The 12,706-nt window shown below is 36.9% G+C and carries 12 protein-coding genes; 6 read left to right on the top strand and 6 right to left on the bottom strand.

Going from position 1 to position 12,706, the window contains the following annotated elements; translation table 11 throughout:
* From pilB to ACYQ3P_RS02285, 6 genes are read right to left on the bottom strand one after another with little or no spacing between them, the layout of a single operon-like run.
* Complete coding sequence (gene pilB / locus ACYQ3P_RS02310) at positions 1 to 1,698, bottom strand: type IV-A pilus assembly ATPase PilB (protein ID WP_460176343.1); 1,698 nt, start codon at positions 1,696 to 1,698, stop codon at positions 1 to 3.
* A gap of 10 nt (positions 1,699 to 1,708) precedes the next feature.
* A complete protein-coding gene (locus tag ACYQ3P_RS02305; protein ID WP_460176342.1) occupies positions 1,709 to 2,587 on the bottom strand; it encodes a methylenetetrahydrofolate reductase in 879 nt (292 codons plus the stop codon).
* The gene (locus tag ACYQ3P_RS02300; protein ID WP_460176341.1) at positions 2,577 to 3,245 is read right to left on the bottom strand and encodes a methylenetetrahydrofolate reductase C-terminal domain-containing protein; all 669 of its coding nucleotides are present in this window, start codon (positions 3,243 to 3,245) and stop codon (positions 2,577 to 2,579) included. The genes ACYQ3P_RS02305 and ACYQ3P_RS02300 overlap by 11 nt, the downstream gene beginning before the upstream one ends.
* Entirely contained in the window at positions 3,242 to 4,117 is an 876-nt protein-coding gene (gene folD / locus ACYQ3P_RS02295) for a bifunctional methylenetetrahydrofolate dehydrogenase/methenyltetrahydrofolate cyclohydrolase FolD (protein WP_460176340.1), read from the bottom strand. The genes ACYQ3P_RS02300 and folD overlap by 4 nt, the downstream gene beginning before the upstream one ends.
* Positions 4,117 to 4,680 (bottom strand): GTP cyclohydrolase I FolE, encoded by a 564-nt coding sequence (gene folE / locus ACYQ3P_RS02290; RefSeq protein ID WP_460176339.1) that lies wholly within the window; start codon positions 4,678 to 4,680, stop codon positions 4,117 to 4,119. The genes folD and folE overlap by 1 nt, the downstream gene beginning before the upstream one ends.
* Entirely contained in the window at positions 4,673 to 5,224 is a 552-nt protein-coding gene (locus ACYQ3P_RS02285) for a 5-formyltetrahydrofolate cyclo-ligase (protein WP_460176338.1), read from the bottom strand. Before ACYQ3P_RS02285 ends, folE begins: the two co-directional genes overlap by 8 nt.
* 268 nt (positions 5,225 to 5,492) lie before the next feature.
* Here ACYQ3P_RS02285 and ACYQ3P_RS02280 point away from each other — a divergent pair, with 268 nt between their 5' ends.
* The 6 genes from ACYQ3P_RS02280 (at position 5,493) to ACYQ3P_RS02255 (ending at position 12,702) form a co-directional block, all read left to right on the top strand.
* Complete coding sequence (locus tag ACYQ3P_RS02280; protein ID WP_460176337.1) at positions 5,493 to 6,707, top strand: acetylornithine transaminase; 1,215 nt, start codon at positions 5,493 to 5,495, stop codon at positions 6,705 to 6,707.
* Positions 6,704 to 7,603, top strand: a complete 900-nt coding sequence (gene argF / locus ACYQ3P_RS02275; protein WP_460176336.1) for an ornithine carbamoyltransferase — start codon at positions 6,704 to 6,706, stop codon at positions 7,601 to 7,603. Before ACYQ3P_RS02280 ends, argF begins: the two co-directional genes overlap by 4 nt.
* Positions 7,604 to 7,707: 104 nt before the next feature.
* The gene (locus ACYQ3P_RS02270; protein WP_460176335.1) at positions 7,708 to 9,477 is read left to right on the top strand and encodes an L-lactate permease; all 1,770 of its coding nucleotides are present in this window, start codon (positions 7,708 to 7,710) and stop codon (positions 9,475 to 9,477) included.
* Positions 9,474 to 10,865 carry an FAD-binding oxidoreductase gene (locus ACYQ3P_RS02265; protein ID WP_460176334.1) on the top strand — a complete coding sequence of 464 codons (1,392 nt, stop codon included), beginning with the start codon at positions 9,474 to 9,476 and terminating at the stop codon, positions 10,863 to 10,865. Before ACYQ3P_RS02270 ends, ACYQ3P_RS02265 begins: the two co-directional genes overlap by 4 nt.
* Complete coding sequence (locus tag ACYQ3P_RS02260) at positions 10,866 to 12,173, top strand: (Fe-S)-binding protein (RefSeq protein WP_460176333.1); 1,308 nt, start codon at positions 10,866 to 10,868, stop codon at positions 12,171 to 12,173.
* On the top strand, positions 12,166 to 12,702 hold the full coding sequence (locus ACYQ3P_RS02255; RefSeq protein ID WP_460176332.1) for a LutC/YkgG family protein: 537 nt from the start codon (positions 12,166 to 12,168) through the stop codon (positions 12,700 to 12,702). Before ACYQ3P_RS02260 ends, ACYQ3P_RS02255 begins: the two co-directional genes overlap by 8 nt.
* Positions 12,703 to 12,706 lie beyond the last annotated feature (4 nt).

Here is a 12,706-nt window from a genome sequence, read left to right as displayed (position 1 = left end):
TTAATCTCCAGCTGTCACTCTTAAAACTTCTTTCACTGAAGTCAAGCCCTGCAATAATTTGTGTATTCCGCTTTGCCTTAATGTTAACATTCCTGCATTTATTGCTTCTTTTTTAATTTCATCAGCAGTAGCTCCTGTTACAATTAGATCCTTTATTGCATCCGTAATAGGCATAACCTCGTATAAAGCTATTCTCCCTCTATAACCAGTATTACTGCATTCAGAACATCCATGAGGACCATAAATTTTGGCCCCATTAATTTTTTCCTTAGGCACTCCAATTTTTAATAACGTCTCACTTGAAATATTTTCTTCTTTTTTGCATTTTGGGCAAAGCTTTCTTACAAGTCTTTGAGCAACAACCAATATTACAGAGGAAGATATTAAAAATGGCTCAATTCCCATATTTATTAATCTTGTAATTGTGCTTGGTGCGTCATTTGTATGAAGAGTACTAAGTACAAGATGACCTGTAAGCGCAGCTTTAACTGCAATTTCAGCTGTTTCATAATCTCTTATTTCACCAACCATTATAATATCAGGGTCTTGTCTTAAAAATGACCTCAAGGCGGATGCGAATGTAAGTCCTATGTCTTCTCTTACATGAACTTGGTTAATACCGGGAAAATTATATTCTACTGGATCCTCAGCTGTCATTATATTCACCTCAGGCGTGTTAAGTTTCATTAAAGCAGAGTAAAGAGTTGTTGTTTTTCCTGAACCTGTAGGACCTGTGACAAGAATCATACCATAGGGATGTTCCAATGCTTCAAGAAAGAACTTAAGAGAAATCTCTTCAAATCCTAATTTTGTAAGGTCAAGCTGAAGATTTCCTTTTTCCAAAACTCTGAGAACGACCTTTTCTCCATAAATGGTTGGAAGAGTTGAGACTCTGAAATCTACCTCTTTTTCTCCTATCCTCATTTTGATTCTTCCATCCTGTGGAAGCCTTCTTTCAGAGATATCAAGATGAGACATTATTTTTAATCTCGTAATCAATGAGCCTTTTATTTTTGGTGGTAAATCCATTATATTCTGAAGAACTCCGTCTATCCTATATCTTACTCTTACGGATTGTTCATAGGGTTCTATATGAATGTCACTGGCTCTCATTTTTATGGAATCTGCTATTATTTTATTAGCAAGAGTAATAATTGGTGCTTCTACTCTGAATACATCCTCCTGTTTGTTTTCGTCTTCCTCAACTTGAGTTATTTCAGTTACCGCACTTTCTACAAGGTCTAAAACCGCATCGGATTTTTTATTTTCTCTTTGGATAAGATTGCTTAAAAGTTTATTTATATCTGATTCTTTCATTAGATAAATTTGGACATTGTAACCTGCAAGAAGAAATTTTATATGTTCAACCATAGTGGGTTCACAAATTGCTACTTTAACAGTATTTCCAGTCTTTAAAAAGGGCAGTATCTTGTATTTCTTTATTGTCTCCTCAGGAATCAATTTGAAAGAATTTATGTCTACTTCTCTAGGGGTTAAATTAATTATTGGATAACCGTAAATATTTCCCAAAGCTTTTATAAGTTGCTCTTCATTAATATAACCTAATTTTATAAGAGCTCTCCCAAGCCGAATACCCTCTTGCTTTTGAAGTCTTAGGGCATTAACAAGCTGTTCCTCAGTGAGCAACCCTTTTTTGACTAAATATTCTCCTAATAAACTGACCCCAACAAGTCCCATGATTATCTCCTCAATTTCTAATATAATTTAACAAATTTTCAACTTCCTCTACATTTGAAAATGCCATTATATGAACTCCGTGACACAATCCTTTTTTTATTATATCCAAAGTTATTGAAGCTGCCAATTCTATACCAAAAATTTTTACATCCTCATCATTCATATTTTCTATTTTATTGATTATTGCATTAGGTATAACAACTCCGGGAACGTTATTTGCAAGATGATGCAACATTTTCTTGTTTCTTATCATTACAATACCTGCTATAACCTTTGTGTTGAATTTTTCTGCATATTCCATAAATCTTTCAAGTTTTTCAATATCAAAAATCATCTGTGTTTGAAAAAACTGAGCTCCCATCTTCAGTTTCTGTTCAAATCTTTTAAGTTGTGGAGCTAAAGGTTCAACATTCGGATTTACAGTAGCTCCCAAAAAAAATTCAGTCCTTCCATTAAGCTTATTTCCATTGATATCAAATCCGTCATTAAGCTTATTGATAAGTTTTATCAGCAAAGAAGAATCTATGTCAAATACAGGCTTCGCCTCTTTGTGATCTCCCCATATGGGATGATCCCCTGTCATAACTAAAATATTTCTTATTCCTAAAGCATGAGCACCTAAAAGGTCCGACTGAATTGCAATTCTGTTACGATCTCTGCAAGCCATTTGAAACACTGGTTCAAATCCAAGCTCTAAAGAAATTTTGCATGCAGCCAATGAACACATTCTCATCATTGCTGATGGATTATCTGTAAAATTTACTGCATCTGCAAGCTCTTTTAATTGACTAAGCTTATTTATCAATTTTGTTACATCAGGTCCCTTTGGCGGAGTTATCTCAACTGTAAATACGAATTCACCTTTCAGAAGTTTTTCCCTAAGTAACATCTGTTTTTTTCTCCTTTGCGTTGTAAATTCTTGGTGAATTAGCCTTTGACCAATCCTTTGGCCCTAAAATATCTTCATAAAATCTATCTACTAACTCTCTTTTCTGCATAATATCAAAGGCGATTACCCATGCACATCGTCTGTCAGGATTAACCTCGCATCTGCCATCCTTATATCCACCACATGGTCCATTTAACATAGATTTTGGGCATAAAGTTACAACGCAAATACCTGTAATAGCAAGAAAACATTCACCACAAGCTCTGCATCGCTCCTCAAATTCCTTAAATCGTCGCATATTGCCAATGAATAAAGTATCGTTAACAGGAATTACAGTTTTGTCTGGAAATAATTCAGTTATAGACTGAGTTCCTGCTCCACAGGAAAGCACTAAAATACATTCAGCCCTCTCTAAAGAGTCTTTATATTTTGAAGCCTCTCGTTTTGTTCCCAGTATTTGACATCCTGTTTTTGCCACTAACCAACCTGTAACATCTTTCCCTTCACTCTCAAGCCATTCTTTAAGCTGTTTTATTGCTTCTTCATCTCCTGTTCTACACAATGATGCACATTCAGAACATCCTATTAGGAAGAAAGATTTATATCTTTCAATATAACTTGCTATTTCTTCCTGTTTTTTGCTTTTGGTAATTATCATATACTTAACCCCGATTGAATTTTTGTTGCATAAATTGTATTTTCCATAAGCATTGCAATTGTCATTGGTCCTACTCCTCCCGGTACAGGAGTAATGTAAGAAGCCTTCTCCTTTACAGCTTCAAAATCAACATCGCCTACAACCTTCCCATTTTCATTCACATTTATGCCAATATCTATTACAACTGCTCCTTCTTTTACCATATCTTTGATTACAAAGTTTGCTTTGCCTATTGCCACACATAAAATATCAGCCTGTTTTGTAATTTCCTGTAAATTTTTAGTTTTACTGTGGCAGACTGTGACTGTAGCATTTCTTCTCAATAAAAGCAAAGATAGAGGCTTTCCAACTATAATGCTTCTTCCGATGACAACAGCATTTTTACCCTCTATTTCAATGCCATATTCATCAAGCATTCTTATTACTCCCTTTGGTGTGCAAGGGACAAATAGAGGTTTATCAATTATAAGCCTGCCAAGACAGTAGGGAGTAAAACCATCAACATCTTTGAAAGGTGATATCTTCTCGAGTATTCTATTTTGATTTAAATGCTTTGGAAGAGGGAGCTGCACCAAAATTCCATTCACCGATGAATTGTTGTTTAATTCATCTATAAGCTTGATTAATTCCTCTTCATGTGTAGCTTCAGAAAGCCTAAATACAAGGCTTTTTATTCCAAGTTCATTGCAGGTTTTTTCCTTGAAACTTACATATTTCTGAGAGGCTTTGTTTTCACCTACAAGAATAACTGAAAGGCAAGGCTCTATACCTTTTTCCTTTAATTCCTTAACCTCAGCTTTGATATCTTCTTTAATACTTTGTGATAAAGCTTTTCCATCTATTATTTTTCCTGCGGTAATCTGTGTTGACATTATTTTCTCCCTTCTATTAATTCCAATGCTTCCTGCCTTGTAGTTTGACTCTTTCTAAAAATGCCTCTTACTGCAGAGGTAATGGTTTTAGAACCTGGCTTTTTAATTCCTCTCATGCTCATACATAAATGTTCAGCCTCAATCACGACCATACAACCCTTTGGTTTAAGTTTTTCCATGAGCAAATTTGCAAGCTGACTCGTAAGCCTTTCCTGAACCTGTGGTCTTTTAGCAAGATAATCAATCGCCTTTGGCAGTTCGCTTAGCCCAACAATTCTTCCATCTGGGATATAGGCAATGTGAGCATGCCCAAAAAAAGGCAAAAGATGATGCTCACAAACAGAATAAAATGGTATATCCTTTATCAGAACCATCTCATCATGAGTTTCACCTTCAATACACTTGAGCAAATCTTCCTCAGGCGGAAGCATTCCTCTGAAAATCTCCTCGCACATTCTTGCAATACGTGAAGGAGTATCTTTAACTCCTTCTCTTTCTGGATTCTCTCCAATTCCCTCTAAAATAAGCCTTACACCTTTTTCAATTTTTTTTCTGTCAAACACAGCTTATCATCCTTTCGTCAGTAATTATTAAATCAACCTTTTTATCAAAAGGCTCTATTGGTATCTCATCAATGATTTGCTCTTCATAAGCAAGCCCTACAGCTAATCCGTGTGAGAAGGAAAGAAGTCTGTCATAAAATCCTCCGCCATAGCCGATTCTAAAACATTTCTTATCAAAAGCAATACCCGGTACAGCAATTAAATCAATTTCTTGAAGATTAGCTATTTTCCCTTCCTTTGGTTCAAGAATTGATTTATAGCCTCTGTCTAAACATTCTGGTCTATCTACCCAGCAAAGTTCCAAATCTCTGTCTTTTACTTTTGGAAAAGCTGTCTTTATGGAATTGGCGATGCAATAATCAAATATTCTCCATGTGTCAACCTCACTTCCAAAGGATGCATAAAGAAGCACAGATTTGGCTTTTCTCTTCTTAAGAAGCTCAATAAATGAGTTGGTAATTCTTTCATCCTTCTGCTTTTTGATCTCAAAGCCTATATTATTGCGAATTTCAAGCATTTTTTTTCTTATCTGTTTTTTAAGCATAGAGAAAATCAATAAAAATTATAACATAAATTGAACAATTCTCAACCTTTATTGCGACTGGTCGCAACGCATTCTGTTCGCGACACACTCTTCTTTCCGTCATTGCGACTCCGAGCAAAGCGAGGAGGAAGCAATCTCGCCTTTTTAGATTGCTTCGCAGTCCCTCTTACTGCTCGCAATGACAGGCTATAAATTTTATAAAAAATCGCCTGTTTTAGATATAAAAATTATATCATTAATTTTATAATTTGTGGTATCATAAAACTTTATGGAACACAAAGAAATCATATCTCTTACACATAAGCTTCTGGCACCAACATACCAAAGATATCCTCTCGCCTTACGAAAAGGCAGAGGCATTAAAGTATGGGATGTAAGTGGCAAAGAGTATCTCGATTTTCTTGCAGGTATTGCAGTTAATGTGCTTGGTCATTGTCCAAGAAGAGTTGTAGTTGCTGTTCAAAAGCAAGTCCAAAGGCTTATTCATGTGTCAAATCTATACTATACTGAACCTCAGGTAAAGCTCGCAGAAATCTTAATAAATAACTCCTTTGCAGACAGAGTATTCTTTTGCAACTCTGGCACAGAGGCAAATGAAGGAGCATTAAAGCTTGCAAGAATTTACATGAAAAATAAATTTGGTGAGCATCGCTACGAATTCATCGCAGCTTTTAACTCCTTTCACGGTAGAACTTTCGGAAGTTTAAGTGTGACTGGTCAGGAAAAATATCACAAAGGATTTGAACCACTGCTTCCTGATGTAAAATTTGTTCCCTTTAACGATGCCTCTGCAATAGAAAATACAATAAATGATAAAACTTGCGCTGTAATTCTTGAACCAATTCAGGCAGAAGGTGGAATAAATGTGCCTGATAAAGATTATCTGAAAAAAGTAAGGCAAATATGCGATAAAGCAGGAATTCTTCTTATCTTTGATGAAGTTCAAACAGGAATTGGAAGAACCGGAAAACTCTTTGCCTATGAACACTTTGCAGTTGAACCTGATATAATGACCCTTGCAAAAGGACTTGGTGGAGGACTTCCAATAGGAGCAGTTCTTGCTCGTGAAGAAATTGCGCAAGCATTTCAACCAAAAACACATGCATCCACGTTTGGTGGAAATCCTGTTGCCTGCGCTTCAGCAGTTGCAGTTCTTGAGACCTTGCTTGAAGATGGATATCTACTTGAGCATTGTCAAAGGATGTCAAAGCATCTTTTCAAAAAACTCAAAGGGCTACAGGAAAAATATCCTGAAAAAATCAAAGAGATTAGAGGACTTGGACTTTTGATTGGTATTCAACTTCATTTCAATGGAGCAAAAATTGTTGAAAAGTGCATGAGCAACGGTCTTATAATTGGCACAGCTGGAGACGGCTCGGTGCTAAGACTTACTCCGCCTTTAATAATTGAAAAAGATGATATAAATGCTGCAGTTGCGATACTTGAAAAAGCCTTAAGGGAAGATCAGGAGGAGAAAAATTGAAAAGGGATTTTCTAAGAGTTTTTGACCTTGATAAAGAGGAATTCCAGAAACTTATAAAAAGAGCTATTGAACTAAAAGAAGGTAAGGACAAATTAAAATGTCCGCTTATAGGAAAAAGCATAGGAATGATTTTTGAAAAGCCTTCAACTCGCACAAGGGTCTCATTTGAAGTTGCAATATATCAGCTTGGAGCTCATCCTGTATATCTAAGTCCTAAAGAGCTTCAATTGTGCAGAGGAGAAACAATAAAAGATACAGCTCAGGTGCTTTCCAGATATTTAGATGGAATTGTTATCAGAACCTTCGGACACAGTATCATAGAAGATTTTGCCAGATGGACAGATGTTCCTGTAATTAATGCCTTGACAGACTCTCACCATCCTTGTCAGGCTTTAGCAGATATGATGACTATTTATGAGAAAAAAGGGAAACTTGAAGGTATAAAGATTGCCTATGTGGGAGACGGAAATAATGTAGCAAACTCACTAATTGAAGCTTCTGCGCTTGCTGGTACGACAATTCATATAGCCACCCCTGAGGGACATGAACCGCAGGCAAAGTGCATCGAAAAAGCAAAAGAGTTTACCGAAGTAAAACTCTTTTATAATCCTGCTGAAGCAGTAAGAGATGCTGATGTAATATATACTGATGTATGGATTAGCATGGGAGAAGTAGAAAATGATGAAAAAAAGAGAAAATTTAGAGAATTTCAAGTCAATGCAGAACTCTTAAAAAGAGCAAAATCCGATGTTATAGTGATGCATTGTCTTCCAGCACACAGAGGAGAGGAAATAACTGACGATGTTATTGACGGTCCACATAGTGTAGTATTAGACCAAGCAGAAAATAGACTACATACATCTAAGGCAGTTCTTGAATTTTTAATTTCTATGTAGGAATATTCTTACACAAATGTAGGATTTTTCTGATTTACAACCTCTTCAAAAATTTGCATAATATCTGCATATACGAAGTTTAATCTAAAAAAGGAGGTTTAATTATGCCTTGGCAAATGGATGTTAATCCGTTGGGTAGTCTTGCGTTGAGTGCATTGGTCTCTTCTGTTCCGATTCTTTATCTTTTTTGGGCATTAGCCTACAAGAGAATGAAGGGGCACTGGGCAGCCATTTCAGCAGTAGTAATTGCAGCTCTTATTTCCATAGTTGCTTATGGAATGCCTGTTAATTTATCCGTTCTTTCAATCTTCAATGGTTTTATTTTCGGTCTGTGGCCAGTCTGTTGGATTGTTATTACAGCAGTTTACATCTACAATCTTTCAGTCGAGACTAAGCAGTTTGAAATTATCAAAAACTCTCTTGCAACTATATCTGATGACAGAAGAGTTCAGGCTGTAATAATTGCTTTCTCATTTGGTGCATTCCTTGAGGGTGCAGCAGGATTTGGAACTCCGGTTGCTATTTCAGCTGCAATGCTTGCAGGACTAGGATTTAACCCAATATATGCTGCAGGTATCTGTCTTATTGCAAATACTGCTCCTGTTGCATTTGGTGCAATAGGAATTCCTATAGTTGTTGCCTCCGGTGTCTCTGGTGTTGATATGATGGCTATAAGTAAAATGGTTGGAAGACAGCTTCCTTTCTTCAGCATCATTGTTCCATTTTATATGGCTGTTGTAATGGCTGGATGGAAAAAGGCTGTAGAGATATGGCCCATCCTGCTTGTAAGTGGTGGTTCCTTTGCATTGACACAATTCTTAGTATCAAACTATATAGGACCATATCTGCCTGATGTTCTTTCAGCAATCGTATCAATCATTGCAACAGTAATATTCGCCAAAATATGGCATCCAAAGGAATCATGGACATTTGAACATGAAGGTGCTGCAATGGGAAGAGCAAAACTTCAGTATACTGCAGGACAGGTTTTCAGAGCTTGGGCACCATTTATTCTTCTTTCAATCTTCGTTGCAGCATGGGGAATTAAGCCTGTTAAAGCTGCATTGGATCAACTTGCAACAATTAAAATTCCAATTGCAGGACTTGATAAGGAAGTTATTGACCATCTTGGAAAACCTAAAGCAGCAGTGTATGCATTTAATATACTTTCTGCAGCTGGAACAGCAATTCTTTTTGCAGGCATTCTCTCAATCCCTGTAATGGGAACATCTGTTGGAACAGCCTTAAAAGTTGCAGGAAGAACACTTAATCAGCTCAAATGGCCCATTGTAACAATTGGAACAATTCTCGGATTTGCTTATCTTTACAACTTCTCAGGTATGGCAATTACTCTTGGATACGCCTTTGCAACAACAGGCATGCTCTTTCCGTTCTTCGCAGCATTTCTTGGATGGCTTGGAGTTTTCATGACAGGTTCAGATACATCATCAAATGCACTTTTTGGAAAACTTCAGGAAGTAACTGCCCGTCAGATTGGAATTGATCCAGTTCTCACAGTTGCGACAAACTCCTCTGGTGGAGTTTTTGGAAAAATGATTTCTCCTCAGTCCATCGCAGTTGCAACAGCTGCAACAGGATATGTTGGACATGAGGGTGATATATTCAGGTTTACATTGAAGCATTCTATAGTGCTCACATTTATTATGGGTGTTATTGCAATGCTTCAGGCTTATGTATTCACATGGATGATTCCTCACTGGGAACAGGTGGTTCAGGCAGCAGTTCAGGCAGCTAAACCCGGTGCACCAGCTGGAATTCCTCAAGAAGGAATTAACTATCTAATCATTACATTTGCAGTATCCTTGTTTATTGTAATTCTTTCAAGAATAGTTGGCAAAGGAGTTGTAAAATGATTGACAGCACCTTCATAAATAAATGCAAAAACATTTTTGGTGCTGAGAATGTTCTTACTGAAAAAGCTGAATTAATCGCATACAGCTATGATGCCACCCCTGGAGTCCCTCGGGAGATTCCCGGGGTGGTTGTTTTTCCTGAAAATAAAAAACAGATTCAGGAACTTATTCTGCTTGCAAGGCAAACAAAAACTCCGATTTATCCAAGAGGAGCTGGAACATGCCTAAGTGGCGGTCCTGTACCCCTTAGCAAAGGTGTAGTGATTTCGTTCCAAAAGATGAATAAAATCATTGAAGTAGACCCTGATAACCTTACAGCAACAGTTCAGCCCGGAGTTGTAATAGCTGATTTAAATGCCGCTGTTGCAAAGTATGGACTAATTTATCCTCCAGACCCAGGCTCTATGGCAACTGCTACTGTTGGAGGCTCTGTTGCTGAAAACTCTGGCGGACTTAGAGGATTGAAATATGGAGTTACAAAGCATTACATCATGGGAATGGAAGTTGTAATGCCAACTGGAGAGATTTTCCGTTTTGGAGGAAAAACTGTAAAAAATGTCACAGCCTATGATTTCACCCATCTTTTTGTTGGCTCAGAAGGAACACTTGGAATAATTACAGAGATTATTTGCAAACTTATACCTGCACCAAAGTATCGCAAATCAATGATAGCATTCTTTGAAAAACTTGAGGATGCTGGAAAAACTGTAACAGATATAGTCCGTAGCCATGTTATTCCTGCAACCCTTGAAATTATGGATAAGGTTACTATCCAAACAGTTGAAAACTATGCAAAAGTCGGACTTCCAACAGATGTAGAAGCTCTCCTACTGATAGAAGTTGATGGAATGGGTAAGGATTCTGTTGAGTGGGAAGCAGAAAAATGTGTTGAGATAATAAAGCAAAACAACGGTAAATACAAAATTGCCGAGACAGATGCAGAAAGAGACTCTTTATGGGCAGCCAGAAGAGCAGCACTTCCTGCTCTTGCACAGGTAAAACCTGCAACAATTCTTGAAGATGCTACTGTTCCAAGAACAAGACTTGTAGAGATGCTTGTTGCAATACAACAGATAGCAAAAAAATACAACCTTTCAATCGGAACATTCGGTCATGCAGGAGATGGAAATCTTCATCCTACAATACTTGTTGACCCTACTAATAAAGATGAAATGGAAAGGGTTCATAAGGCAGTAGATGAAATATTTGAAAAAGCCCTTTCTTTGGGCGGAACACTTTCAGGTGAACATGGAATTGGAGTTGCAAAGCTCAAATATCTAAAGAGTGAGATTGGACAGTCAGGAATTGAGACAATGAGAAGGATAAAAAGAGCCCTTGATCCAGATAACATACTAAATCCCGGAAAGCTTGTTCCAATGGAGGATTAAATGCCCAAAACTGTTTTTGATGATATAGATACATTAAAAAGAGAGCTTTTAAGATGCATGAAATGCGGAAACTGCATGTCTGTATGTCCAATATACAATGTGGAGAAAAAGGAATCCTCTGTGGCAAGAGGAAAGATTGCGCTTGGTGAGGCAATTCTTGATGACAAGATTGAAATAAATGATGAAACACTTGTAAAGCTTATTTTTAACTGTCTTGTATGCAAGTCATGCATGATGGCATGTCCATCAGGAGTTAGATTTGACAGGATAATACTTGGACTTAGGGCAGCAATTGCAAAGAAAAAGGGAATTCCTTTTGTCAAAAAAGCCCTTTTTGGACTTTTAAAGCAGCCAGAGCTTTTTGACAAAGGAATGAAAGCCTTCGCTGCAATGCAAGGGCTTTTTTTAAGGAAAGAAGATGAAAAACACAGAACACCAAAAGGCTTTCTTAAGACAGTATCTTCAAGATTTGATGAAAAATTTGTTCTTCCAGAGCTTTCAAAGGAAAGTTTCAGAGACAAAGTGAGTGAAGTCATAGATGTAAAAAATCCACAGGCAACAGTTGTATTTTTTCCAGGATGCTCTGTTAACTATTTTTATCCTGAAGTTGGTGATGATTTAATTTATGTGCTTAAGAAAAATGATGTTAAGGTTATTACGCCTAAAAATCAAAATTGCTGCGGAATGCCAGTTATGGTTCATGGAGATATTGAAACAGCAAGGGAACTTGCAAGAAAAAATATTGATGCCTTTGAAAAGGCAAATGCTCAATACATTGTCACTGTTTGTGGCTCATGTGGAAGTGCTCTTAAGCATGAATATCCTATAATTCTTGAGGGAGACTCTACATATGAAGAGAAAGCAAAAAAGTGGGCTGAAAAGGTTTATGATATATCAACATTTTTGCTAAAAGTAATTAAATTCAATCCGCCAAAGGGTGAGGTTAAAATAAAAGTTACATATCATGACTCCTGCCATCTTAAAAAGTCAATGAAAGTATTTGCTGAGCCAAGACAACTAATAAAAATGATTCCGGGAGTTACACTTGTTGAGATGAAAAAGCCTGATGCATGCTGTGGAAGTGGTGGAAGTTATCATCTTACCCACGCTGAAACAGCTTTAAAAATAGCAAACGCAAAGGCAGAAGACATAAAATCAACAGCTTCAAATGCTGTATGCACAGGATGTCCAGCTTGCATGATGGAGCTTTTTGAAAGCCTTCAAAGATTTAATGGTAGTTGCAAAGTATTACATACAATAAATTTATTGGCACAATCTTATAAAACTGAGGAGAAGGGAGATGTTTGAAAAATTTAAGGAAAAAGCCACTGCAATACATTCTGAAGTTTATTTTTTTAGTAATAAAGCAGAGGCTCTTGATTTTATAAAGAATTTCATAAAGCAGAATACATCAAATAAAACCGCTAAAGAAGTTGTATGGCATGACTCCCCATTTCTTGATGGAGTAAATAAGGACAAACTTCAGGAAGAATTGCCACAGATTGAATTTAACATAGAGCTTAATTCTGCTGCCTCAGCAAAAATTGGCATAAATCAAGTTGACTATGGCATTGCTGAAACAGGAAGTCTTGTTGAAATCTCATCGGATATTTCAAAAAGACTTTGTTCAACTTTACCAGAAATTCACATCGCCATTCTACCCATGAAGCAAATATTGCCAGACATGGGAAGTGTTTTAAGGGAGATAGACATAAGACAAATTCCATATATGACCATAATTAGCGGACCAAGCAGAACAGCTGACATAGAAAGAGTTCTTACAATTGGCGTTCATGGTCCAGAAAGAGTAATCATTCTTTGTGTGGATAATTTTTAGGAGG

This window comes from Thermodesulfovibrio hydrogeniphilus (genome assembly GCF_054657355.1).
The sequence above is the reverse complement of the archived record's forward strand: the minus strand, read 5'-3'. Positions and strand labels throughout refer to the sequence as shown.